19 protein-coding genes are annotated in these 25,712 nt (G+C 64.6%); 11 read left to right on the top strand and 8 right to left on the bottom strand.

Features of this window, described 5'->3' with window-relative positions; translation table 11 throughout:
- Positions 1-39: 39 nt before the first annotated feature.
- Positions 40-948: a LysR family transcriptional regulator gene (locus J2Y63_RS17610; RefSeq protein ID WP_435267139.1), complete on the bottom strand. Its 909-nt coding sequence runs from the start codon at positions 946-948 to the stop codon at positions 40-42.
- 130 nt (positions 949-1,078) lie between these two features.
- On the opposite strand from J2Y63_RS17610, the gene J2Y63_RS17605 reads away from it, so the two are divergent.
- The 3 genes from J2Y63_RS17605 (at position 1,079) to J2Y63_RS17595 (ending at position 2,842) form a co-directional block, all read left to right on the top strand.
- Positions 1,079-1,558: a carboxymuconolactone decarboxylase family protein gene (locus tag J2Y63_RS17605; protein WP_435267138.1), complete on the top strand. Its 480-nt coding sequence runs from the start codon at positions 1,079-1,081 to the stop codon at positions 1,556-1,558.
- A 65-nt stretch (positions 1,559-1,623) separates the two neighbouring features.
- Positions 1,624-2,376, top strand: a complete 753-nt coding sequence (locus J2Y63_RS17600; protein ID WP_435267137.1) for an SDR family oxidoreductase — start codon at positions 1,624-1,626, stop codon at positions 2,374-2,376.
- Positions 2,377-2,431: 55 nt separating this feature from the next.
- Positions 2,432-2,842 (top strand): cupin domain-containing protein, encoded by a 411-nt coding sequence (locus J2Y63_RS17595; RefSeq protein WP_435267136.1) that lies wholly within the window; start codon positions 2,432-2,434, stop codon positions 2,840-2,842.
- A gap of 1,111 nt (positions 2,843-3,953) precedes the next feature.
- Here the strand turns inward: J2Y63_RS17595 and cckA are convergent.
- On the bottom strand, positions 3,954-6,557 hold the full coding sequence (cckA, locus tag J2Y63_RS17590; RefSeq protein ID WP_435267135.1) for a cell cycle histidine kinase CckA: 2,604 nt from the start codon (positions 6,555-6,557) through the stop codon (positions 3,954-3,956).
- A gap of 296 nt (positions 6,558-6,853) precedes the next feature.
- On the opposite strand from cckA, the gene J2Y63_RS17585 reads away from it, so the two are divergent.
- Positions 6,854-7,858 carry a flagellar biosynthetic protein FliO gene (locus J2Y63_RS17585; RefSeq protein ID WP_435267134.1) on the top strand — a complete coding sequence of 335 codons (1,005 nt, stop codon included), beginning with the start codon at positions 6,854-6,856 and terminating at the stop codon, positions 7,856-7,858.
- A 167-nt stretch (positions 7,859-8,025) separates the two neighbouring features.
- Here J2Y63_RS17585 and dksA read toward each other — a convergent pair whose 3' ends face one another.
- Positions 8,026-8,445, bottom strand: a complete 420-nt coding sequence (gene dksA / locus J2Y63_RS17580) for an RNA polymerase-binding protein DksA (protein WP_256115660.1) — start codon at positions 8,443-8,445, stop codon at positions 8,026-8,028.
- 363 nt (positions 8,446-8,808) lie between these two features.
- On the opposite strand from dksA, the gene J2Y63_RS17575 reads away from it, so the two are divergent.
- From J2Y63_RS17575 to J2Y63_RS17555, 5 genes are all read left to right on the top strand, one after another.
- Complete coding sequence (locus J2Y63_RS17575) at positions 8,809-10,779, top strand: putative bifunctional diguanylate cyclase/phosphodiesterase (protein ID WP_435267133.1); 1,971 nt, start codon at positions 8,809-8,811, stop codon at positions 10,777-10,779.
- 73 nt (positions 10,780-10,852) lie between these two features.
- On the top strand, positions 10,853-11,377 hold the full coding sequence (locus J2Y63_RS17570; RefSeq protein WP_435267132.1) for a SixA phosphatase family protein: 525 nt from the start codon (positions 10,853-10,855) through the stop codon (positions 11,375-11,377).
- Positions 11,378-11,444: 67 nt separating this feature from the next.
- Positions 11,445-12,920 carry a YcjX family protein gene (locus J2Y63_RS17565; RefSeq protein ID WP_435267131.1) on the top strand — a complete coding sequence of 492 codons (1,476 nt, stop codon included), beginning with the start codon at positions 11,445-11,447 and terminating at the stop codon, positions 12,918-12,920.
- Positions 12,917-13,972: a YcjF family protein gene (locus J2Y63_RS17560; protein ID WP_435267130.1), complete on the top strand. Its 1,056-nt coding sequence runs from the start codon at positions 12,917-12,919 to the stop codon at positions 13,970-13,972. Before J2Y63_RS17565 ends, J2Y63_RS17560 begins: the two co-directional genes overlap by 4 nt.
- 147 nt (positions 13,973-14,119) lie before the next feature.
- Positions 14,120-14,668: a hypothetical protein gene (locus J2Y63_RS17555; RefSeq protein ID WP_256115655.1), complete on the top strand. Its 549-nt coding sequence runs from the start codon at positions 14,120-14,122 to the stop codon at positions 14,666-14,668.
- Here J2Y63_RS17555 and folK read toward each other — a convergent pair.
- Genes folK through folP form a run of 3 tightly spaced genes read right to left on the bottom strand, consistent with a single transcriptional unit; the run spans position 14,661 to position 16,433 of the window.
- Complete coding sequence (folK, locus tag J2Y63_RS17550; protein WP_435267129.1) at positions 14,661-15,179, bottom strand: 2-amino-4-hydroxy-6-hydroxymethyldihydropteridine diphosphokinase; 519 nt, start codon at positions 15,177-15,179, stop codon at positions 14,661-14,663. The two genes, J2Y63_RS17555 and folK, sit on opposite strands and share 8 nt — an antisense overlap.
- Positions 15,169-15,537: a dihydroneopterin aldolase gene (gene folB, locus J2Y63_RS17545; RefSeq protein ID WP_023512200.1), complete on the bottom strand. Its 369-nt coding sequence runs from the start codon at positions 15,535-15,537 to the stop codon at positions 15,169-15,171. Before folB ends, folK begins: the two co-directional genes overlap by 11 nt.
- Positions 15,534-16,433, bottom strand: a complete 900-nt coding sequence (gene folP, locus J2Y63_RS17540) for a dihydropteroate synthase (protein WP_435267128.1) — start codon at positions 16,431-16,433, stop codon at positions 15,534-15,536. The genes folB and folP overlap by 4 nt, the downstream gene beginning before the upstream one ends.
- Before the next feature lie 146 nt (positions 16,434-16,579).
- Here folP and J2Y63_RS17535 point away from each other — a divergent pair, with 146 nt between their 5' ends.
- Positions 16,580-17,191, top strand: coding sequence for a DUF922 domain-containing Zn-dependent protease (locus J2Y63_RS17535; protein WP_256115652.1), 612 nt, complete (start codon positions 16,580-16,582; stop codon positions 17,189-17,191).
- A gap of 440 nt (positions 17,192-17,631) precedes the next feature.
- Here the strand turns inward: J2Y63_RS17535 and J2Y63_RS17530 are convergent, their stop codons facing one another.
- Together J2Y63_RS17530 and J2Y63_RS17525 are read right to left on the bottom strand one after the other, a co-directional pair.
- Positions 17,632-17,952 (bottom strand): (2Fe-2S)-binding protein, encoded by a 321-nt coding sequence (locus J2Y63_RS17530; RefSeq protein ID WP_256115651.1) that lies wholly within the window; start codon positions 17,950-17,952, stop codon positions 17,632-17,634.
- A gap of 203 nt (positions 17,953-18,155) precedes the next feature.
- Entirely contained in the window at positions 18,156-18,524 is a 369-nt protein-coding gene (locus J2Y63_RS17525) for an Hpt domain-containing protein (protein ID WP_435267127.1), read from the bottom strand.
- Between the two features lie 526 nt (positions 18,525-19,050).
- Here J2Y63_RS17525 and J2Y63_RS17520 point away from each other — a divergent pair.
- Complete coding sequence (locus J2Y63_RS17520) at positions 19,051-25,629, top strand: kinesin (protein ID WP_435267126.1); 6,579 nt, start codon at positions 19,051-19,053, stop codon at positions 25,627-25,629.
- Positions 25,630-25,712: the final 83 nt, after the last annotated feature.

Here is a 25,712-nt window from a genome sequence, read left to right as displayed (position 1 = left end):
CATCTCATTGCTTTCATCAATCCGCCCTTGCCGCCGGGCCTAGACGTCCGATGCGCGCATCAGGTGATCGTCGTGGACGGCCTCGGTCAGGAATTCCAGCACCGCCTTCGTGCGCAGCGGCATGTTGCGCCGTGAGGGATAGACCACGCTGATCGGCAGTCGGGTGGGCCGGAAATCGGGCATGACCTCGACAAGCCGGCCGCTTTGCATGTCCGGCAGGGCGAGGATGTGGGAGAGCACCGAGAGGCCTGCGCCTGCGACGGTCGCGCGATGAACCGCGACGGCATTGTGCGCAATCAGCCGCGGCGTGATGCGAACCGCGAAGTCGCACGCCCCATCGGAAAAGGACCAGGCGCGATTGTCGCCCGCCCGTTGGTAGCAGATACAGGCGTGGTCGGTGAGGTCTTCGAGTGCGCTTGGGGGACAGCATGTCGCAAGATAGGCGGGAGAGGCGACGAGAAAAGCCGTGGTCCATCCGATCCGTCGACAGATCAGGCCATTGTCCGACACCGGGCCGATCCGCACCTCAAGATCGATCCCATCCTGCACCAGGTCGGAAGCGTCCTCCCTGAAGATCAGCTCGACCGAAAGCCCGGGATGGCGCGCGAGCAGGCTTTCCACCCGGTCGGCGAGAAAAAGCCCGAGCGGCGCCGGGACGCTGAGCTTCACATTCCCCATCGCCGTTGCGGCATCCTGACCGAGGCTGTCGCCAAGCTCGTCCACGGCTTCCAGCACGCGCAGCGCCATCGGGATGATGCGCTCCCCCTCGGCCGTCAGTGCCAGTGCGCTGGTCGTACGGTGGAGAAGGCGGACGTTGAGACGCGCCTCCAGGGCGGAAATCTGCCGCGATACCGCGGGCTGCGTCAGGTGGAGATCCTGCGCAGCGGCCGAGAAGGAAGAGGTCTCCGCCACACGCAGGAACGTGCGCAACGCCGATACGATGTCCATCGCCCCGCCTCATACTCTTCGACATAAGACTTATACGCGGAGCTTATGCCGTTTCGGCTTTACAGTCCAGCAATTAAGGATATCTTGTATCCATAAGGATATAAAACATCCTTAATTAAGGAGAGCGAATATGACCCAACGCCTGAACTACGCCCAGCAGTCCCCCGAACTGTTCAAGAAGATTTCCGATCTGAGCATGGCGCTCGCCGGCAGCGTCATCGAACAGAAGATCCGCGACCTGGTGAACATCCGGGCCTCGCAGATGAATGGCTGCGCCTTCTGCCTCGACATGCATGTGAAGGAAGCCAAGATCCACGGAGAAAGCGAACTGCGCGTCCATCACGTCGCCATCTGGCGCGAATCGACCCTGTTCATCCCGCGTGAGCGCGCGGCCCTTGCCTGGACGGAAGCCCTGACGAAGCTGCCCGAAGGTGGCATTCCGGACGAGCTTTACGAGCGCGTGCGCGGCCAGCTTTCCGAGAAGGAAATTTCCGACCTCACTTTCGCGATCATGGCGATCAATGCCTGGAACCGCGCCAGCATCGCCTTCAAGTCCGTGCCGGGCTCGGCCGACAAGCTGTACGGCCTCGACAAGGCCGGCCTCAACTAATCCGCAGCGATCATCACGAACACTGGAACCGTGGCGCTACCCAGCGCCGCGAAGGGAGACCTATCATGAAAATCGTCATCATCGGCGGCACCGGCCTCATCGGCTCGAAGACGGTGGACCGCCTGCGCCCGAACGGCCACGAGGTCATCGCCGCCTCGCCCAACACCGGCGTCAACACGATCACCGGCGAAGGACTGACTGACGCGCTTGCCGGCGCCGACGTCGTGCTCGACCTCGCAAACTCCCCCTCCTTCGCCGACGCGGATGTGATTGCGTTCTTCGAGACCTCCGGGCGCAACCTCCTTGCCGCCGAAAAGGTGGCAGGCGTGAAGCATCATATCGCGCTCTCCGTGGTCGGCACGGAGCGCTTGCAGGAAAGCGGCTATTTCCGCGCCAAGCTCGCACAGGAAAAGCTGATCAAGGCGTCCGGAATTCCCTATACGATCGTGCATTCAACGCAGTTCATGGAGTTCGTGAGCGGCATCGCGCAGTCGGGAACGGTCGGCGATACCGTCCATCTCTCCGCCGCCTACGTTCAGCCGATCGCCTCGGACGACGTCGCGGATGCGATGGCCGACGTGGCGCAGGCCGCGCCGATCAACGGCACGATCGAAATCGCCGGCCCGGAGCGCTTTCGGCTTCACGAACTGGTCGCGCTCTACCTCCAGGCCATGAACGATCCCCGCAAGGTCGCAGCCGACCCCGAAGCCCGCTATTTCGGCGCCCGGCTCGAAGACGGCTCGCTCGTCTCGGACGACAACCCGCGCCTCGGCAAAAGCACCTTCAAGCAGTGGTTCGCCACCGCCCCGCGCCGGTAACCGCGTGTCGCCATGGTGCGACACGCCCTTCCTTCCCACCATAAGGAGCACTCAGATGACCAGAACATCCCTCCTCTTCGCAGCACTCGCCGCCACAATCGCCACCGCCAGCCCTTCGCTTGCCAGCGAGGCCGCGAAGGTGACGCTCGTCTACGAACACGAGCTGCCGAACGTGCCGGGCAAGAGCATCCGCAGCGTGTTGGTCGAATATGGGCCGGGCGGCTTTTCCGAAGGTCACACCCACCCAACCTCGGCCTTTATTTATGCAACAGTGCTCGAAGGCGCGATCCGCAGCCAGGTCAATGGCGGCCCGGTCAAGGTCTATAAGGCGGGCGAAAACTTTTCCGAACTGCCCGGCGACCGCCACGGCGTCAGCGCCAATGACAGCACGACTGACCCCGCCAAGCTACTCGCGGTCTTTGTGGTCGATTCGGCGGAGAAGGAACTCGTCTATCCGATGAAATAAGATTTCCAGCCGGCGGCTCCACAAGGGAGACCGCCGTCGGCCGCACACTCGACAATGCGGAGCACGCTGAAATCGTCTGCAATGAGCGAATCAACCAGATCCAACTGATTCGCGCGATCGGGGAACAAATTATGAACCCCGGCAGTTTGCCGGGGTATTTTTTGAGTTGAGACTAAAAGCAGTAAAATATTTTGCTCGGCTATCTTACAATTACTCAATCAAAGGTTGCTTAAATTAACACAGAGCAATCCTAAGAAAATCCTCAAGAAATGCCAAAAAACTACAATCTTTCGCGCATTTTTGCAACTTGGCGATCCACTAATTGGCCTTGGGTTGTATTTTTGATTTCTGGACAACCAAAAAATAGCACCTACCCTTGCGAGCATGTCTCAAAGGGAGGAAATCATGAGGCGTGGGGGCAAACGGACAATCGGCGACAGGTGGAAAATTCATAGAGCGGAAACGGGCTGGCACTGGGAACATAGAGCGGCAAATGGGCACCTGATCGGGGCCTCTATCAAAGCCTATGCCAGCCGTCGCTCCTGCATTCAAAATGCGATCAGCAATGGGCTGCAAATGCACCACAGCATTGAAGGATTTGTGGGAGAAATAGATCACGTCCCGCTAGAGAGGCGATGCCGGTCCGGTGCGCGGCGAAAGCAGCGGAATCGGCTGAAAGACATGCGGACGAATTGCGGTTGGCTATCCCCGCTTCAGTGGCCTAAACCGAAACGGGAGCGTCGCACTACGGGCTTTCGGGAACCGTGCTATGCGCCTGGGTTCCATTCCAAACCTGCGCGACGGATCTGCGTCTATATTTTGGAATCGAGCCGCAACGGAGCGCTCTACGTTCGTGTCGCGCACGATCTGACGAGCCACGCTCTGGGGTGGCCCGATAGTCGTATTTCCGAAGTCATGTCGGTTCACGGCGCGACAAGGATCGTGTGGTTCGAGTTTCACAACACCATTGAAGGCGCTGTGTCGCGCCAAGAATCGATCAGGAACTTGCCGCGTCAGTGCAAGGTGAATCTCATTGAGGCGGCAAATCCGAACTGGATGGATCTATCGGGGCATTTGCGCAGAACGTGATGCGCAAACACGATCCCAAGCCTCACGCGTCCAGCATCTCCCGCACCGCTTCCGCAAGCTGCTTCAACGAGAACGGTTTTGGCAGGAAGCCGAATTTGGCGTCGGCGGGGAGGTTGCGGGCGAAGGCATCTTCGGCGTAGCCGGAGACGAAGATGAACTTCATGTCGGGATAGCCTTTGCGCAATTCGCGCAGCAGCGTCGGGCCGTCCATTTCCGGCATCACGACGTCGGAGACGACGATATCGACGGCGCCGTTCAGCTCTTCCATGATGTCGAGCGCTTCGACGCCGGAGCCGGCCTCGTGCACGGTATAGCCGCGGGTTTCCAGCATGCGTTTGCCGCCGCGGCGCACCGCCTCCTCGTCCTCGACGAGCAGCACGACGGCCGAGCCGCCGGTGAGGTCGCGCGGTTCCTTCTCCACCGCCGGCACGGCGGCGACCGGCTGCTTTTCGCCGGCCTGCAGGGCGGTCGCATCAACCGGCAGTTCTTCCTCGGTGTGGCGCGGCATGAGGATGCGGAAGGTCGTGCCCTTGCCGACTTCGGAATCGAGATAGATGTAGCCGCCGGACTGTTTGACGATGCCGTAGACCATGGAAAGGCCGAGACCCGTGCCCTTGCCGACCTCCTTGGTGGTGAAGAAGGGCTCGAAGATCTTGTCGATGATTTCGGGCGGGATGCCGGTGCCCTGGTCGGCGACCTCGACTTCTACGTAGTCGCCCTCCGGCAGGTCGCGCAGATTGCGGGCGGCGGCCTCCTCGGCCTCCACGTTGCGGGTGCGGAAGGTGATCGTGCCGCCCTCCGGCATCGCGTCGCGGGCATTGACGGCGAGGTTGATCAGCACCTGCTCGAACTGGCCGAGATCGGTCTTCACCGCCCAGAGGTCGCGGCCGTATTCGACCTCGATCTTGACATTCGTGCCGGTCATACGGTCGACGAGCATGCGCAGGTCGCCGATGACGTCGGTGAGGTTCAGCACGGTCGGGCGCATCGTCTGCTTGCGCGAGAACGCGAGCAGCTGGCGCACCAGCACGGCGGCGCGGTTGGCGTTGCGCTTGATCTCCATGAGATCGGCGAAACTCGCATCCGACGGGCGGGCGGAGAGCAGCAGGTGGTCGGAGGACAGCAGGATCGCCGTCAGCACGTTGTTGAAATCGTGCGCGATGCCGCCGGCGAGCGTGCCGACCGCATTCATCTTCTGCGTCTGCGCCATCTGGGTTTCGAGCGCCTTCTGCTCGGTGCTCTCGACGGCATAGACGATGGCCGCCTCTTCCGGCGCCTCGTCGCTCTGGTCGATGACAGCGTTCACATAGAAGCGAAAGTGCCGGGTATCGTCGGCCGGATGCAGCGAATCGAGCGGCGGGATATCGCCCTGCCGATCCTTGGCCGCATCGAGCGCCGATTGCAGGCGCAGCCGGTCCGTCTCGTGCACGATGGTTTCCAGCTTGGCGCCGTGGTCGATATCGTCGCGCGAGACGACGGTGGAAAACAGTTTCAGGAACGGTGCGTTGGTGCGCAGGATCCGGCCGTTGCCATCGACGGAGGCGATCGCCATCGGCGTGTTGTTGAAGAAGCGCGTGAAGCGCATCGAGGCGATCGAGGCGGACTGGTCGCCTTCGCCGCCTTCTTCGCGGGCAAGCACGATGGTGCGGCTTTCGCCCGGCGCGCCGTCGCGCATCGAGGTGACGCGGTGCACGATGCGGACTGGAAGGCTCTGGCCATTGGTCTTGCGCAGGTCGAGGTCGAGCATCTCGGTGCGCTTCAGACCAGGCTCGGCCTGCACGGACTGGATGAGGGCCAGCCCCTCGCCCGCCACGACATCGGCAATGGAAAGTGCGCCCGGATGGAATTTTGCCAGATCGATGCCGAGCCATTCGGCAAGCGTGGCGTTCAGGTAAACGATCTCGCCCTTGCGGCCGGCGGAGAAGAAGCCGGCGGGCGCATGGTCGAGATAGTCGATCGCGTTCTGCAATTCCTTGAAGAAGCGCTCCTGGTCGTCGCGCTCGGAGGTGATGTTGGAGACCTGCCAGATATAGAGCGGCTGCTTGGCCTTTTCGCGGTTCGGCAGCACGCGGGCCTTGAGGCGATACCACTGCGCGCCGGAACCGTTGGCGGCAGACGGGTTGAGCGGCTTCTGGACGCGGAATTCCTCCGCCCCCTCCTTGCCCTCGTGCAGGCCGTTCGTCAGGCGGTAGACGGCCTCGGTGGCGTCGCGGTTGCGCGACAGCAGCGTTTCGAGCGTCTGCACCTCCGCCTCGCCGTTTGCCCCCGTCAGCGCGCCATAGGCGGCATTGGCATAGACGATGCGGCCCTTGCGGTCGGTGATGACGGTGCCGTCCGGGTGCGAATCGAGGAAGGCGCGGGCGAGATCGTCGGAGCGCGTCGCCTGCGGCATGATCTCGATGAAGCCGATCAGCGCCGAGACGACGAAGAAGATGCCGGCCATGGCGAGCACGCCGAGAACGCCGAGCACGAGCTCGTTGTCGAGCTGGTTCTTGAACACGATGAACGCGCCGGCCGAGGCCGCGAGCACGATCGCCAGCAGCACGACGCGAAGCGCCACCGCCGGCCGCACACCGCGGTCCACGATCGGCAGATTGTCCTCGCCCGGCCGCTTCATCGTCGTCATCAATCCCTCGTCTGCATCCGTCCGGCCTTGCGCTTGGCCGGGACCCGATGCGAGAATCATGTTTATCCGCACGAGGGAAGCGCAAAAAGCCATCGAGGGGAAGCAAGGCCGCGAATTCACAGGGAATATTCCCGGCTCAAACATCGCAATTTTCGTAATCTGCCATACTTACGCGACGATGACGACGGCATTCGGTGCTGGACAAGCGCGGCGAAGCGCTTGTAGGACCCCGTAAAAAGCCGTCAAATACAGCAATCTGCCCAAAAAGGGCAAATGCCCGAAGGAGTGACCGCGCCATGTTCCAGGAGATTCTCGCAGAGAACGGCACGAAGTTCGTCATCGCCGCCGTGGTGGTGCTGCTCGGCCTGCTCTGCCTTGCACTGGTGCTGTGGATCATCCGGGGCCGTCCCTCCTCGCCCTTCATTCGCGGCGGACGCAACCGCACGCCGCGGCTTGCCGTGCTCGATGCCGCCGCGATCGACACGCGCCGCCGCCTCGTGCTGGTGCGCCGCGACGACGTGGAACATCTCCTGATGATCGGCGGCCCGACCGACATCGTCATCGAGACCCGCATCGCAAACGCCTCGGCCGAAACTGCCCAGCCAGCCGACAAGGCAACCCTGGCCGTCGAAAAGGCAACCCAGACCATCGAACGCGCCGAACCCGCGCCCGTCCTGCGCGAAACGCCGGTCAAGGCCGTCGAGACCGCTGTCGCCGCACGCTCGGCAGCCTCCTCCAGCGCCGCCACCACGACGGCAGGTGCCGTGGAACGCCGCGCGGTCGCAACGCCGGAAGGCGTCTCCGCCATGGCCAAGGTGCTCTATGCCGGTGACGACGAGGGTGCCGCACGCGCCGTGCCGGTGCGCACGGTCACCCAGCCGGTGACGACGAACCAGCAGGCGCAGGCGAATGCCGAGCAGCGCTCGTCGGAACGCCGAATCGAGGATGTGCTGGAGCAGAGCCGCCAGCGCGTGCTGAGCCCGCAATCCGTGGCGACGACGAGCGGTCAGGCCACCACCGGCCAGGTTGTACAGCGCCCGGTGACGACGCCGGTGCTCGCGAAACCCACGACCAACATCGCCGACAATCCGGCGCTCGTCAGCGAATTCGAAAAGATCCTCGAGGCCGAAATGGCCAGCAACGCCGCAGCGAGCAGCGGCGCCCACACGAGCGCCCAGCCCACCTCGAACCCCACGCAGACCGCAGCGATGAGCGGACAGGCGAGCGCCAAGAGCCGCGAAGAAACCGAAGCCGAAATGGCCCGCCTGCTCGGCGAAATCGCCGCCAACCGCAAGGCCTGAGTCGGCTTACGCGGCGTGAGGACAGAAAAAAACCGTTGGAAGAAAGGCTTCCAACGGCTTCAATTTTTGACCCTCTCGATGCCGCGCAGTAAAAAAGCTGCCGGCACCGGAGATCTCCGGTGTTCGATCGTCGTCAACGCCGCCTGCGGAAATCCCGCAGAAAACGCTTACTCGTCGCGATACACCTTTTCCCGACGCTCGTGGCGCTCCTGCGCCTCGATCGAAAGCGTGGCGATCGGTCGGGCGTCGAGACGCTTGAGGCCGATCGGTTCGCCCGTTTCCTCGCAATAGCCGTAGGTGCCTTCGTCGAGACGTTGCAGCGCCGCATCGATCTTGGAGATCAGCTTGCGCTGGCGGTCGCGTGCGCGAAGTTCAATGGCACGATCGGTTTCCGAAGAAGCCCGATCCGCGAGGTCCGGATGATTTGCGCTTTCTTCTGCCAGGTGGTCGAGGGTTTCGCGCGCTTCGCGCAGGATGTCGTTTTTCCAGGCGTTCAGCTTCGCTCGGAAGTAAGCCCGCTGGTTGGCACTCATGAATTCATCGTCCTCATTGAGGACGAGATTGCTAAGATCGATCTTCTCACTCAACGCGATTCTCCTGAAGAACATCTCAAGGCGCGCTGTATATCCCCACGGGTTGCGTGATTCAAGCCTGCCGGGACTTACCCACGGATTTTCGCGCCTGCCTTTGTTTTGAACCTTGCCAGACTAATATTTCATCAAGATTACAACGAGATGGCAAAACCGGCCGGTAAAGGCCCGCAAACCATTCCGCACTCGGGGGCCGCAATGGCCCGTCCGCCATGCCATCCTGCCGCAAATATAGGCACAAGCATTCGGTATACGAGGAAGAGTAGGACAATTTTCTTTCGCGAAACTGTCTCGCCTGTGGATTCAGACTTATTTTAGCAACTCGTGCTTTTCTTCCCGTAAGGGCAGGAGCACGCATTGATGTTCAGCAGGGCAAAGGCCGTTCTCACGATCGAATCCGGCAATCCGGAACTCGTACAGGCGCAGCTTGCCGCTTTTACGAAGCAGGTGCCGCTGCTTTACTTCATGCTGGTCACCAATACCGTTGCCCTCACGGTTACGCATTTCCAGGCGGCGCCCGCCCTTCTCACCCTCTATATTCCGTCGATGCTCTACGCCGTCAGCGTATTCCGCCTGGTGCACTGGTGGTTCAGCCGCAACCGGACCTATACGCATGAGGAAGCGACCGGCCGGCTGCGCTCGACCTATCGACTGACCGCGCTGCTCGGCGCCGGCTTCTGCGCCTGGTCGCTCAGCCTGTTTTCCTACGGCGATGCCTACCAGCAGTCCCATGTCGCCTTCTACATCGCCAACACGGTGATCGGCTGCATCTTCTGCCTGATGCATCTGCGCGCGGCCGCCCTTGCACTGACGGCGATCGTCCTCGGGCCGTTCACGATATTCTTCGGCACTTCGGGCAACCCGGTCTTCACGGCGCTGGCGCTCAACGTCGCGCTCGTCACCGTCGCCATGGTGTTCATTCTGCTGACCTATTACCGGGATTTCGGCGCGCTCATCCAGTCGCAGAAGGATTTGACCGAGCGCCAGGCGGAAACCCAGCGGCTCAGCGACGAAAACCATCGCCTCGCCAATCTCGACAGCCTGACCAACCTGCCGAACCGCCGCCAGTTCCGCGCCGAGCTGGAAAAGCGGATCACCGAGGCGGAGAAGAACGGCGCGGGCCTCGCCCTCGGCCTCATCGACCTCGACGGCTTCAAGCCGGTCAACGACGCGTTCGGCCATGGCATTGGCGACAAGCTGCTGATCGAAGTGGGCGAACGACTTTCCGGCTTTTCCGGCGAGGGCGTGTTTCCCGCCCGGCTTGGCGGCGATGAATTCGGCGTCGTCTTCGAGGGCAGCCCCTGCCCCGACCGGCTGCACGGACTGGGCGAAGAGATCTGCGCCGCACTCCAGGAGCCCTATGTCTTCAACGGCCAGACGGCACGGGTTTCCGGCTCGCTCGGCATCTCGATCCTGGGGGACGCCGGCACGACGGCCGACCGGCTGTTCGATCGCGCCGATTTCGCCCTCTACCTCGCCAAGCAGAATTTTCGCGGCACCGCAGTGGTCTTTTCCGCGGAGCACGAGGCCGAAATCAACGAGCAGGGCCGCATCCAGCAGGCGCTGCGCGCCGCCGACTTCGAGAGCGAAATGTACCTCGTCTTCCAGCCGATGGTCGATGCGGATACCAATGGCATCTCCGCCTATGAGGCGCTCGCCCGCTGGGAGAGCCCCACGCTCGGCCTCGTACCCCCGGCCGTCTTCATCCGCGCCGCCGAGCGCGCCGGCATCATCGGCCGCCTGACGGAGACCTTGATGCGCAAGGCGCTTGTGGCGGCGAAAAGCTGGCCGGACCACATACGCCTCTCCGTCAACCTGTCGACCCGCGACGTCGTCTCCAACAAGACCGTCGACAACCTGCTCGACATCATCGCGGAAAGCGGCGTCGATCCCGCCCGCCTCGACATCGAGGTGACGGAAACCGCCGTCATGCGCAATTTCGCGCTGGCCGCCGAAAACATCCGCCGCCTTGCCGAGCGCGGCATCGGCATCGCGCTCGACGATTTCGGCACGGGCCATTCCAGCCTCAGCTACGTGCACAAGCTGCCGCTCACCAAGATCAAGATCGACCGCGGCTTCATCGTCGACATCGCGACGAACGAACTCAGCCGCAGCATCGTCAAGACCATCGTCGACCTGTCGCGCAATATCGGCTGCGTCTGCGTCGTCGAGGGCATGGAAACGCATGAGCAGATGGTGGCGCTCCGGGCGCTCGGCTGCCGCATGATGCAGGGTTATTACTTCGCAAGGCCGCAGCGGCTGGAAGACACGCTCGCCTACCGGGCGGTTTCCGACACGATCGTGAATGCCCCCATTCGCAAAACCGGTTGATCTTTCCGGCGAGGAAAGACATGAAGTCGGAAGCGGCGCGGATCATCGGCCGTGAGGCGGATGGAGGACAGACTTGGCATCTCTCGGTACGCCGGCATTCCGGCTCTATCTGCTTCGCCACGCCCGCGCCGCCTGGGCCGAGCCCGGCCAGTCGGATTTCGACCGCTCGCTCGACGATGACGGCTTTGCCGAAGCGGAGGTCATCGCCGAGGAAGCCGCCGACCAGGGCTACAAGCCGGCCCTCATCTTTTCCTCCACCGCAGCACGCTGCCGGCAGACCGCCGAACCGTTCCACCGCTCGGTCAGCCAGGATTTGACGATCGAGCATGTCGACCAGCTCTATTCCGGCACGATCGATGCCTATGCCGCGCTCGCCTTCGCCAACCGCCAGGAAAACTCGGTGATGATCGTTGGCCACAATCCGATGATCGAGGAATTCTTCCACCGCCTGGTCGGCAAGGAGATCGCGGAGGCCGCCGCCCCGTTCGGCTACCCGACCGCGGGCCTCGCCATCCTCGATTTCGACGAGCGGCCGAGCGAGGATGCCTATGCCGGAGCCTGCCTTGCCGGCTTCATGAGGCCGCGGCCGGCGCGCTGATCATAGGGCGACCTCTTTTCCCGCCGGATTTCGTTTCCTATATCGCTTTCGATGCTGGAAAGAGACCTTGCCCCCTAGCCTGACCTCCTTCACCGACGAAGCCCTGCTCGCGCTCGACGCCTTGACCGGGCGCGCCACCAATCTCGTCAACCCGTCGATCCGCCTCGGCGTGACGGGGCTGTCGCGCGCCGGAAAAACGGTCTTCATCTCCTCGCTCGTGCACAATCTGCTGAACGGCGGCCGCCTGCCGCTGTTCGAGGCCGGACGCTCGGGCCGCGTGTCAAAAATCCGGCTGGAGCCGCAGCCGGACGACGCGGTGCCGCGTTTTCAATACGAGGACCATATCCGCGCGCTGGTCGCCGATCGCGTCTGGCCGGATTCGACCCGCGCCATCTCGCAGCTTCGCATCACGCTCGATTATGAGAGCGCGTCCGGCTGGGGCCGGCTGTTCTCGCCCGGCAACCTATCGATCGACATCGTCGACTATCCCGGCGAATGGCTGCTCGACCTGCCGCTATTGGCGCAGGATTTTCGCACCTTCAGCGAGAATACCGTAGCGCTCGCCGGCTCCGGCATCCGCGCGGAACTGGCGCGCGACTGGCTGGCGTTATCCGCCACCGTCGATCCGGCGGCGAGCGGAGAGGAGGCGACCGCCCGCGCGCTCGCCGACGCTTTCACCGCCTATCTGAAGGCCTGTAAATCCGACGAACGTTCGCTCTCGACGCTGCCGCCGGGCCGCTTCCTGATGCCCGGCGATCTCGAAGGTTCGCCCGCGCTCACCTTCGCGCCACTGGCGAACCTTCCCAAGGGCAGCCCCGCCAAGGGTTCGCTGCATGCGATGATGGAGCGGCGCTACGAGGCCTACAAGACGCATGTGGTGCGCCCGTTCTTCCGCGAGCATTTCGCCCGGCTCGACCGGCAGATCGTGCTGATCGACGCGCTGCAGGCGATCAACCGCGGCGCGGAGGCCGTGCACGACCTGGAGCGCGCGCTTGGCGACGTGCTCGACTGTTTTCGCGCTGGCTCCAACAACTTTCTGTCGTCCTTCGTGACGCGCCGCATCGACCGCATCGTTATTGCCGCCACCAAGGCCGACCACCTGCACCATGAAAGCCATGCGCGGCTGGAAGCGGTCACGCGCCGGCTCGTCGAACGCGCCATCGCGCGCATCGGCATGAGCGGCGCCGGCATCGAGGTGATGGCGCTCGCCTCCGTGCGCGCCACCCGCGAGGCGACCGTGCCGCATGACGGACAGGTGCTGCCGGTCATCGTCGGCACGCCGATGGCGGGCGAGCGGATCAATGGCGAGGTCTTCGACGGCGAACGCAAAACAGCGATATTTCCCGGGGACTTGCCGGAGAATCCGGATTCACTTTTCAAAGCGCTTGACGCCGCGCCCGAAGGCGAACCGCCGCATCTCCTGAACTTCGTGCGCTTCCGCCCGCCGCATATCGAGGAGACGGGCGGCGGTCTGAAATTGTCCGTGCCCCACATCCGGCTCGACCGGGCGCTGCAATATCTGATCGGAGACCGGCTCGCATGAACGACCGTCCGCGCAAGCCCGCCGCCTTCTCGCTGCCCGCCGATACCACGCCGGAACGCGCCAAACCGCGCGCGCCCGCCGCCTTCGACGAGGCCGTCCGGCTGACGCCGGATGCCGAGGACCCCTTCATCGCGACGACGGCCGACGTGCCGGAGCTTGCGACCCCGGTCGCCACCCCGCGTCGTCGCCGCCTCACGCTCGGCCGCATCGCCTTCGGCGCGCTTGGCCTGCTTGTCTCGCTTGCGATCGGTCTCTGGGTCGATTCGCTGATCCGCGATTTGTTCAGCCGCAACGACTGGCTCGGTTATCTGGCGATCGGTGCCGCGGCCGTCGCCGTCCTCGCCGTCCTTGGCCTCGTGCTGCGCGAACTCATAGGCCTCAGGCGGCTGGCAGCCGTGCAGGATCTGAAGCGCGACGTTGTAGACGCCACCCTGTCGCCGACGCCGTCGGTCGGCCGCGCCATCGTCGCCCGGCTGGTGCAGCTACTCTCCGCTCGACCGCAAACGGCGCGCGGCCGGGCGCGGCTTGTCGAGACGGAGGGCGAAATCATCGATGCGGTCCATCTTGTTGACCTCGCCGAACGCGAACTGATGGGCCCGCTCGACCGCGAGGCGCGCGCCCTGATTCTTGGCGCCGCCAAGCGCGTCTCCATCGTCACGGCCGTTAGTCCGCGCGCGCTGGTCGACCTCGGCTACGTCATCTACGAAAGCAGCCGGCTGGTGCGCGGAATGGCCGAGCTATACGGGGGAAGGCCCGGCAAGATCGGCATGCTGCGCCTGATGCGCGATGTGGTCGCGCACCTCGCCGTCACCGGGTCCATCGCCATGGGTGACAGTCTGGTGCAGCAGGTGCTGGGCCATGGGTTGGCGTCAAAACTCTCCGCCCGGCTCGGTGAGGGCGTCATCAATGGATTGATGACGGCACGGATCGGCATTGCCGCCATGGACCTCTGCCGCCCGATGCCCTTCCGTGCGCTGAAACGCCCCGGCATCGGCGATTTCATCGGTGATCTGACGCCAGGCACCTCGGCCAGCCGCCGCGACGAGGCGTGACCTCGCTGCAACACCCCGGTTTTCAGGGTGTCCCATCCCATCAAATGACGAAGGGCAAGGCTGACGGAAACCGTCCATTAACCATTTTCGCGCAAATCTCATCGCACATCAGCAGGCCAGATGGCCGTCGCCCATCAAGGATCGTTCATGTTCTCGCGCACCTCTTTGATCGCCCGCGCCTCCGTAGCGGCCTTCCTCGCAGCCACCACCGTCGCGGTTCCGGCGTCCGCCGGCTCGCGCGACAAGGCCTTCTTCGAGCAGGTCACCGGCAACTGGCAGGGCAAGGGCGAAATCGTCGCCGGCAAGTACAAGGGCACAAAATTCTCCTGCGACCTGACGGGCGACACGGCACCCGCCAAGGGCGCCGGCATCCAGCTTGACGGCTTCTGCCGCGTCGGTGTCTTCAAGCAGCCGATGTCGGCGCTGATCAGCAAGGCAGGCAGCACCTACAAGGGCAAGTTCCTCGACGGCGCAGCCGGCAAGGGCCTCGACATCACCTCGGGCCAGGTCAACGGCAACAAGGTCGTCATGGGCATCAACCGTCAGAAGCTGAACGGCGCGATGATCGCGCGCCTCGAAAGCGACAACAAGCTGAACATCACCATCTCGGTGAAGGTCGAGAACAAGATGATCCCGGTCATCGGCGTCTCGCTCGACCGTAACCTCGACGACATCGCCGTCGGTTCGATCAAGTAATCTTCCACCAGCCGGCGCCGGCACTCGCGGGCTCGATACCCGCGACATCCGCATCCTTCAGCCAGGATTCGACCGTGCGCCCCTGCACCTCCAGCGCAGGCGCGACGTCGGCGAGCGGCATCAGCACGAAACCGCGGCCTGTCATGCGCGGATGCGGCAGTTCCAGCCGCCCACCGGCCTGCGCGACACCCTCAAACGTCAGAACGTCGATATCGATGGTGCGCGGGCCCCAGCGCTCCTTGCGCTCACGCTTCATGTCGCGCTCGATGCCGAGGCACGTATCGAGCAGCGGCTCGGGCTCCAGCAGCGTCTCGACCAGCGCGCAGGCATTGAAGAACCAGTCTTGGTCCGTCTTGCCCCAGGGCGGCGTACGATAGAGCCTGGACACGGCCGTGACGCGGCAGTCGGGCCGCGCATCGAGCGCCTGGAGCGCTTGCGCCATCGCCCGCACCGGATCGCCTATATTGCCGCCGAGGCCGAGCGAGGCCTGGCGGAAGGGTTCAGACGGCATGGTCGACCGTGACCTGCACGTAATCGAGCACGCCGGGCACCGGCGCATTCGGCTTGCGCACCGTGATGCGCGCGCGCGAAATCTGCGGGAAGCGGGCACAGAGCACGGTGGCGATCTCCTGCGCTAGGGCCTCGATGAGGTAGCGGCGCTGGCCGGTGACGATCTTCTCGATCTCCTGGAAGGCCACGCCATAGTCGACGGTCGATTCGATCGCATCGTCGGAAAGCGGGCGCAGCGGCCGCACCTCCAGCTCCGCATCGACGAAGAATCGCTGGCCCAAAAATTCTTCCGCGTCGTGCAGGCCGTGGCGGGCGAAGAAGGCGCAGTTCTTGAGCGTGATCGTGTAGGTGGTGGTCATGATCTTTCCTGTCTGGCCGGTTCTGCGACGCGCGCCTCGCGCACCTTCACCGTGCGCCCTGCGGCGAGCATAGCATCGGCAATGGCGAGCGCATCCCTGTTGATTGCGACATCGTGCACCCTGAAGACCGCAGCCCCTGCGACCCGCAGCAGCGCCGTCGTCGCGGCGGTGCCGACATCCCTGTCGGCCGCATCGCGCCCCGTGACCGCGCCGACGAAGCGTTTTCGCGAGGTGCCGGCGAGAATAGGCAGCGCAAAACCGTAAAGCTCGCCGAAACGCGCCATCAGTTCGAGATTTTCGTCGGTATCCTTGGCAAAGCCGAAGCCCGGATCGAGCACCATCGCCTCGCGCGCCACGCCGGCCTCGCGGGCGATCTCCAGCGAACGGCCGAGGAAGAGATACTGGTCCTCCACCACATCCGGCCGTTTCTCGCGGTCGCGGCCCGTATGCATGATGCAGAGCCCAGCGCCGCTTTCCGCGGCCACCCGGGCAATGTCGGGCTCGCGCTGCAGGCCGTGCACGTCGTTGACGATATGCGCGCCGGCGGCAATGGCGAGCCGGGCCGTCTCGGCGCGAAAGGTGTCGACGGAGAGGATGGCGTCCGTCGTGCCGGCCAGCGCCTCGATGACCGGGAGGATACGATCCTGCTCCTCGGCCGCCGTCACGGGGGCGGCGCCGGGCCTGGTCGATTCGCCACCGATATCGACGATTTCGGCGCCCTGTTCCAGACAGAGGATCGCCTGCGCCACTGCCGCGTCCGCGCTGTCGAATTTTCCGCCGTCGGAGAAAGAATCGGGCGTCACGTTGACGATCGCCATCAGGATGCCGCGCGGGCCGAGCTCCAGAAACCGGCCATGGGCGAGCGCCCAGCGGAACGGATCGAACGGCGAGAACATGGCGGTTTCCTTCCGCAATTAACCAGCGCCGGGGAAAGAGTGTTGCGCTTGCCGAGCCTATGCCCCAAGCTTAAGGGAAGTTCAACCGGCGCCGTCCGCCGGCACTGCATCGGGCACACCCGATGGCGAAAGGAATACGGAACCGAATGAAGACCATCGCTCGCCTGATGGCCGTTGCCGCCCTCACCTGCCTCGCTCTTCAGCCGGCCGCCGCCCAGACGATCACGTCGAAGACCTTCGCCTATTTCTCCGTCGGCGGACATACCGCCGCGGAACTCGATGCGGAACTGTCGAAGCGCGGCCCGATGATGAAACACAGCGGCGCGCGCCATCCCGGCGCCACCAAGATCAAATGGGGCGGCTCGGTCACCTATGTGCGCCGCGGCAGCCGTTGTGCGGTCGGCGAGGCGAAGGTGACGCTTTCCACCCAGATCATCCTGCCGCGCTGGAAGAACCGCAACCGCACGACCGCCTCGCTCGCCCTCATCTGGGATACGCTGGCAAGCGACATCCGCCGCCACGAGGAGCGCCATGCCGAGATCGCCCGCCAGCATGCCCGCGGCCTGGAGCGCGATCTGAAAAAGCTGCGCCCCGAATCCGACTGCGAGCGCATGCAGGCGCGTGTCGACCGGGTGACGGCCGATGCCGTGACGAAACACGATGCCGACCAGGCACGGTTCGACCGCGTCGAATCGAAGAACTTCAACGACCGCATGATGCGGCTCCTTGTGCACCGGCTGAAGAACCGCGGCGAGTAAAAGCCGGCGGCGCATGTATTTCTTGAAAGAGTTTTAATGGATTCGGACCGGGGCAAGGCCCGGGTGCCTGCGCATGCATGAAATTAATGGTTAGTTTTAGCGATAGCGCAAATCCGCAAATCACCGTATCTTCATTTCAACAGTGAACGGGAAGACGATTTTCCTTCCCGAAGTTGCATGAAACGGTTTGTAACAGGTTCTCCTGGCGCGTCCTTATCTTAACAGCAGGTGTCTCCTCCCTCTCCTGTCTGCGATGCGCCCTCCTGGCCTCGCTCGTCCTTATCGACCGGCGAGGCTCTTTTTTTGTCCCTCTATTCTTTCCGGCCTGCAGAACAACCGATTCTCTTCTTCACGCGTCGAGAAGACACCGTATAGCCGTGCGCCGTCCTTCTGCCGGAAGGGCAGATGCGAAAAAAGAACTCCAGCGAAAATGGGAGATGTCAGGCCTGGCGTTCCGGGACGTGAACCACGAGCCCGTCAAACGCATCCGACATCTTGATCTGACAGGAGAGCCGCGAGGTCGGGCGGACGTCGTAGGCGAAGTCCAGCATGTCCTCTTCCATCGCTTCCGGCGGGCCGACGGTGCCGCTCCACGCGTCGTCGACATAGACATGACAGGTCGCGCAGGCGCAGGCGCCGCCGCATTCGGCCTCGATGCCGGGCACGGAGTTGCGCACGGCATTCTCCATGACCGTGGAGCCGTTGGCGACATCCAGTTCGTGGCGCGTGCCGTCGAAGGCGACGATGGTGAGTTTGCTCATGATGGGTCCGGATCCTGTAGGCTGCCCGAGGAGGCGAAAGACTGGCCGGCGAAGGGACGGTGCCGAACCGCCGGTTTTCCGGCGGTTGTTTCCAACAAAACCCCTTCCCAGTCAACATCGCGCGCCCGGCAGGGCCATGGCAGGTCCGGACGCGCCATCGGCTTTGCCCACCGCGCCACGTCCGGGCGGCGAGCCTGCGACGATCAGCGGCAGAGTTTGAGGATGAAATTTTCCGCTTCGACGACGGCGGCGGCAACGGCGGCAAGCGCGATCGCATCGGCCGGGTTTGCCTCCAGCGCCTCGGCAGCCTTGCTGACGACGGTGGCGCCGACCGACTGGGCGGACCCCTTCAGGCGATGCGCGACGGCGGCGCGGGCCTCGCCTTCGGAGGCCGCAAGCTCCTTCATGCTCTCGCGGGCGGCCCGCGCGAACATCTGCAGCACTTCCAGTTCCAGTGCCTTGTCGCCCATGGTCTGGCGCGCAAGGTGTATCAGATCGATCGGCCGTCCCCCGGAATGGGACATGCCGCCTGCATTGTCGGGCGCCTCGAATGCGATGTTGAGCGCTGCCATTTGCCAATATCCTTATATACGCTACGTACGCTTGTTTCGTTGTGATGCACGCAGATGTCGAAGCGGTCCGGGCGCCTGGCCTGCAACCGGCAGGGACATGGACCGCCATTCTGCGTGGCCGGCGCGCCTATCCGATTAAAAGGCGGCGCAAAAGGGGCATGAATCGCAAACTATGGTTAACGGCTGAAAAATTGCCTTTTTCATAACTATTCCATCGCGATACAAATCTGTGGAATGTTAACTTCCTGTTAAGTTTCGACCTAAGGGAGATGGCAATGAATTGTGTGATACAGGCTAATGTGTCACTACGATACGACCGGATAGTGCCGGTGGATAAGCCGTGGGCGGAGATACACCGCTTCGCCTTTTCGGTCTATCGAGCGAATTGGAATGAACGGCGGTCCGGACGCTGCTTGCCATGAGGGTAAGCAGCAAGACCGGCCACCAACCGGACGGTTCGAATGCGCCTGAGCAGCGGCAGCGCGTATGAAGCCCGATCCCGGACATGGTAACGAGGCGTAACCGCATGGCGACGAACAAGTCCACCGAGTCGATCGACGACAAGGCCTTTCAGGCCCTCGAAGAGGCACTTAAAATCGACTTTGACGATCTAGCGCCGGAGACGCCCTCGAAGAAGGACGCTTCGGAGGCCCATGTGTCTGAACCAGCAAGTCGCATTCCGAACAAGACGCAGGAAAAGCCCGCCACGCGCCCGGCCTCCGGCGAGACGGCGCGCAGCCTGACGCCTGATCCCGCACCGAAGACACCGACCTTCCAGCCGGCCAATGACGGTTCGCGCAAGACGCCCGCCGCGATTCTCAAGTCGCTCGACGTGCGCTCCGGCCGCACTTCGATCCGCATGGCCATCCTGATGTCCGTTCTCTGGGTCATCGGCGGCCTCGGCGTCGCAAACTTGCTTTATGCACCGCAGATCTGGCAGATCCGCTCGGTCGCCGACCTCGTGGCGCTGCCCGGCGCCATCGGCATGCTCGTCGCCATCGTTATGCCGATCATGCTGTTCTTCGCCTTCGCCATCATGATTTCGCGCGCCCATGAGCTGCGCAGCGCCGCCCGCTCCATGGCGGAAGTCGCCCTTCGCCTGTCCGAACCGGAAACCGTCGCCACCGACCGCATCATGACCGTCGGCCAGGCCGTGCGCCGCGAAGTCTCGGCGATGAACGAAGGCATCGAGCGCACCATCGCGCGCGCCACCGAACTCGAAACCCTCGTGCATTCCGAAGTGAACGCGCTGGAACGCAGCTACGCCGACAATGAAATGCGCGTGCGCACGCTCGTGCAGGAGCTCGGCTCCGAGCGCGAGGCGATCGTCAGCCATGCAGAACGCGTCCGCTCGTCGATTTCCGGCGCGCACGAACAGTTGAAGGATGAGCTGGCAAGCGCCGGCGAGAGCATCACGAACCGCCTTGCGACGTCGGGCGAAGCCTTCGCCTCCATGCTCGACACCCGCGCCGCCATGCTGATGGAAAAGTCCGACAGCGCGACGCAGACGATCGGCGCCATGCTTTCGGCCCGCACCGACAGCCTGCTATCCACCCTCTCCTCCTCCGGCCTCGCGCTCGCCCAGGAGTTCGACACCCGCCTGGACCACCTGACCAAGAGCCTCGATTCGCGCGGCCGGGACCTGCTGAACCAGTTCGAGACCCGCGCCACCTCGCTCGACACCAACACGGAGAAGCTGAACGCGGCGCTGAACGAGCGCGCCAAGCAGCTCAACGAGACGCTGATCGCCCGCACCCGCGAGATCAGCGAAAGCCTGTCGATCGGCCAGCAGGCCGTCACCGGCGGCCTCGACCATGTTCTCGAATCGATGAACGCGGCCCTCGACGAAAAGGGCGCGCAGTTCCGCCAGAGCCTGAAGAACGCCGCCGACGACACGGTCATGGACCTCGACCTGCGCTCCGGCTTCTTCGACGAGCGCATGCAGGCGACCGTCGGCCAGATCGCCAGCGCCTTCGACCAGCGCGTCGAGGAATTCGCCACCGCCTTCGACCAGCGCGCCGGTTCGCTCGATTCCAAGCTGATGGAAAGCCTCGCCCGCATCAACGAGACCGTCGCCAGCGGCCATGAGGCGATCGACGGCATTCTCACGTCCAGCATCGACCGCCTCGGCAACACGCTGACCGACCAGTCCTTCGCGCTTGCGACGACGCTTGGCACCGGCCAGGAAGTCTTCGAAAGCGCCGTGACCGGCCACGCCGACGCCATTACGAATGCCGTCACCGGCGCGCATGAGCGCATGAATTCGGTGCTCTCGGAAAAGTCCGCAGCCCTGCTCGGCGGCCTCGCCGACGTGCAGAACCGCATCGAAACCGGTTTTGGCGCCCGCGCAGAGGCACTCGCCGAAAGCGTCTCGGGCAGCGAGCGCCGCCTGACGGAAGCGCTCGACAGCCGCGGCACGGCCATCGCCACCGATATCGAAGCCGCCCAGGCACGCATGGAAAACGCCCTTGGTGCCCGCGCCGAAGCGCTGGTCGAAAGCATTTCGAGCAGCGAACGCCGCCTGACGCAGGCGCTCGACAGCCGCGGCACGGCCATTGCCACCGATATCGAGGCCGCCCAGGCCCGCATGGAAGACGCGCTCGGTGCGCGCGCCGACCAGATCACCTCCACCATCGCCGCCAGCCACGGCCGCATCGACAATGCGCTTTCCGAGCGCACCGCCGCTCTCTCCTCCATGCTGAACGAGACCGGCAACCAGCTCGAACAGTCGGTCGGCTCGGCCGCCAGCCGCGTCGAGAACGCGCTGACCGGCGCCGCCCGCCAGATCGACGAGGTCATCACCGGCCGCACGGCCAACCTCGCCTCGGTGCTGTCCAACAGCGCGGGTTCCATGCAGTCGTCGATCGACGCGGCTGCAAACCGCGTCGAGACAGTGCTGTCCGAAGGTACCCAGCAGCTTGGCGGCGTGCTGCACGGCCAGGCGGCCGAATTCGCCGAAGCCTTTTCCGGCCGTGCCGCCAACATCGCGGAAGCCTTGTCCGGCCGTGCTTCGGAGCTTGCCGGCTCGCTCGTCTCCACCCAGGAGCAGATTCGCGCGACGCTCGACGACCGCATCAACGCCATCAACGTCGCGATCACCGAGGGCCGCAACCAGCTGACCGAGACGCTGAACGACCAGGTCACCTCGATCGGCACCTCCATTGCCACCAGCGCAGGCATGCTGGAAATGTCGATGGAGCAGCTTTCCGGCCGTGCCTCGGAGCTGACGGGTTCCCTCGTCTCCACGCACGACCAGATCCGCGCGACGCTCGACGACCGCATCGACGCGATCAATGCCGCGATCACCGATGGCCGCAACCACCTCAACGAGACGCTGAACGACCAGGTCACCTCGATCGGCACCTCTATTGCCACCAGCGCCGGCATGCTGGAAATGTCGATGGAGCAGCTTTCCGGCCGCGCCTCCGAGCTTGCCGGTTCGCTGACCTCCACCCATGAGGAGATCCGCGCGACGCTCGACGACCGCATCAACGCGATCAACCTTGCGATCACCGAGGGCCGCAACCACCTCACCGAGACCCTCAACGACCAGGTCACCACGATCGGCACGTCGATCGCCACCAGCGCCGGCATGCTGGAACTGACCATGGAGCAGCACGAGGAAGCACTGCGCCGCACCATCGACGGCAGCGCCGCCGTGCTCGACCAGCGTGTGCGCGAAAGTGCGGGTGTCGTCGCCGAACGGCTCATCGAAAGCTCTTCGAAGATTGCCGAGGCCGCTGTCACCTTCGGCAACCGCATGGAACAGACCGTCGACAGCGTCGCCACCCGCTTCGACACGACGGGCAGCCGGCTGGAGGAAAACCTCGGCAAGCTCGAAGCCCGCATCGAACACAGCGTCGACAACGTCTCCGGCATCGTCGATACGGCGGCGCTGCGCATCTCCGATACGTTGTCAGAACGCCTTTCCGATCTCGACCGCGTGGGCAGCGATGTGTCGCTGCGCGTCTCCGACGCCCTCTCCCGCCCGATGGCCGAGGTCGACCGCATCGGCGACGAGACGACGGCGCGCATCGCAGCGACGCTCGCCGGCCGCGTTACCGATATCGAGCGCGTCAGCGCCGATGCCGCGCTGCGCATCGAAGGTGCCCTGTCGGGCCGCATCACGGATATCGAACGGGTGACCGGCGAAGCCGCCGACCGTATCGACGGTTCGCTCGCCAACCGCGCCGAACAGATCGCCCGCGTCACCGGCGAAGCCGCCGATCGCATCGACGGTACGCTTGCCAGCCGCGCCGAGCAGCTCACCCGCGTCGCCGGCCAGGCAGCAGACCGCCTTGAGGAGACCCTCAACGGCCGTGCAGACCAGATCGAGCGCAGCGTCAATGAAGCTGCCGAACGCATGGATGGCGCCCTCGTCACCCGCGCCGGCGAAATCCAGCGCGCTGTCGGCGAGGCCACCTCGCTGATCGACGGCACGCTTGCCGCACGCGGCAGCGAGATCGCGCGCCTTGCCGGCGAAGCGGCCGAACGCATCGATGGAACGCTCGCCGAACGCACCAGCCAGATCGAGCGCGTCACCGACGAAGCCGCCACGCGCATCGGCGTCACCATCGACGAGAAGACCGGCCGCATCGAGGAACGCCTCGGCACCATGGACCGGGCGCTCACCATCGGTCTCGACAGCGTCAACCGCACGATCGACGGCAAGGCCGCGGGCCTCGCCCACACGCTGCGCGAAGCCGTGTCACAGGCCGCGCAGGACATGGACGCAGAAGCGATCCGCTCGGCCCAATCGCTTGCCAAGACCGGCGAGGAATTCGCCAGCCTCAGCTCGTCGCTGCGCGGCGCGGTTTCCCGCGCGGCCCAGGACATGGGTGCGGAAGCCCAGCGCGCCGCCGAAACCATCGCCCGCACGGGTGAGGAATTCGCCGGCAACCTTTCCGCCCGCAACGAAGCCTTCACGCGCGCCGTGGACGAAACCACCACGGCCGCCGTCGCCCGCTTCGCCGAGACCGAAAACCGCCTAGCCGGCCAGGCGCAGTCGCTGCGCACCGGCCTCGGCGAGGTCGAGAAGGCGCTGGAAGCCCGGGGCGCGTCGATCCGCTCGACGCTCGACGAGCGCACGCGCGAACTGAACTCCATGCTGGCCAGCCGCACGGAAGAACTGTCGCGCCTGATCAACGAGGAAGCCCGCCCGGTCATCGACGACTATGCCGCCGTCGGCCGCGAGGCTGCGGAAAGCATCACCGGCGTCGCCCGCGAGGCTGCCGAGCGCTTGAGCGGCGTCGCTCAGGAGAGTGCAGAACGTCTGAGCGGTGTCACCCGCGAGGGGGCCGAGCGCCTCAGCGGCGTTGCCCGCGAAAGCGCCGACCGCATGCGCAACGAGAACGCCGCGCTCATCAACGCGATCTCCGCCCGCACCGCCGATACGCTCGCCGCCATCTCCAGCCGCACGGAAGAAGCCGCCGGCCAGATGCGCGAGATCGAAAGCGGCCTGCAGGCGAATGTCTTGAGCCTGATCGCCCGCCTCTCGGAAAGCAACGGCGCGATCGCCGGCCTCGTCGATGCCGCAAGCCAGACGCTCGGCGCCGTCGACGAGCAGCTGACCACGACCACCGAGCGCTTCTCCGCCTCCGCCGACCGCGCGGCCGACATGGTTGCCACCACGTCGCGCCTGCTCGAAGGCAAGGTCGATCGCCTCTCCGACATCTCCTCCGGCACGCTGTCGCAGATCGGCGGCATCGTCGGGCGCTTCGAGGATCACTCGAAGATCCTGTCGCAGGCCTCCGACCTGCTCGCCGCCGCCCAGTCGAACCTCGTCTCGACGCTGGAAGAACGCCAGGACGCGCTGCGCTCGCTCTCCGTTGGCCTCGTGCAGCGCTCGGAAGAGATCGAGAAGACCATGCAGTCGCTCGAAGGCATGGTCGAGGGCGTGTTCAGCCGCGCCGAGGAACGCTCCGGCCTCATCGCCAGCAACCTGCGCGGCGGCATCCAGAGCTCGTTTGCCGATGTCGGCCGCATTCTCGGCGAGACCGAGAAGCGCGCAGAAGCCACGGCCACAGCACTGCGTGATTCGATGGTGAAGGCCGGCGAGGAAGCAAGCCAGTCCGTCGAGGGCGCATTCAACCGTGCGGAGGAACGCACCAAGGAAGTGGCGAACCGCCTGCGCGGCAGCGTCGGCGCCTCGCTCTCCGATGTAGATCGCCTGCTCACCGAATCCGGCAAGAAATCCGACGCCGCCACGACCGTCATGCGCGAAACGCTGCGCCAGGCCGTCGAGGAAGCCGTCGGCAAGTTCTCTGGCGCCACCGAGGAAATCCGCCGCGCCGCCACCGATATCCGCAAGGAACTCGACCAGACGCGCGGCGAACTGAAGCGCGGCGCCTTCGACCTGCCGGAAGAAGCCAAGGAAAACGCCGCGCAGATGCGCCGTGCCGTCAGCGAGCAGATCAAGGCGCTGCAGGACCTTTCCGACATTATCGGCAAGTCTTCCTCGGCGCTGGAAGTCTCGCGCCCGGCCGTGGTCCAGGCCAAGGCCGTGCAGCAGCCGGTGCAGGAAACCCGCGCAGAACCGCGCCGCGAGGAGAGCGTGCCGCTGCGCGGCAGCCTCGGCCTCGAGCGTGCGGCGACCGCCACGGTGCCGCAGCGCGCCGCAGAGGCGGAAAACAAGACCGCTGGCGAAGGCGGCTGGATGCGCGACCTGCTGCGCGGCGCCGTCTCCCGCGAGGAAGCCCAGTTCGCCCAGCCGCGCGGCGACGCCCAGGCGGCCCGCCCGGCCGACACCCGCAACCCGCGCCACGTCGTCGAATCGCTGAACTCGCTCTCCGTCGATATCGCCCGCGCCATCGACCACGATGCCTCGGTCGACCTGTGGCGGCGCTACCAGCGGGGCGAGCGTGACGTCTTCACACGCCGCCTCTATACGCTGAAGGGCCAGCAGACCTTCGACGAGATCAAGCGCAAATACGAGCGCGAGCCGGAATTCCGCACTGCGGTCGACCGCTACATCTCCGATTTTGAAAAGCTGCTCGCCGACGTCGCCCGCAACGACCGCGACAAGGTGATGACGCAGACCTACCTCACCTCCGACACCGGCAAGGTCTACACCATGCTGGCGCACGCGGCAGGCCGCTTCAGCTAAGCATTTCCGGCCGAAGCGCATCGCTTTGGCGAAAAAACGAACAGAGACGGCCGCCTCCGGGCGGCCGTCTCGTTTTTGTGAAC

This window comes from Shinella sp. BE166, from assembly GCF_051201095.1.
Lineage (GTDB): Bacteria > Pseudomonadota > Alphaproteobacteria > Rhizobiales > Rhizobiaceae > Shinella > Shinella lacus.
This window is presented reverse-complemented; position numbering and strand designations above follow the sequence as displayed.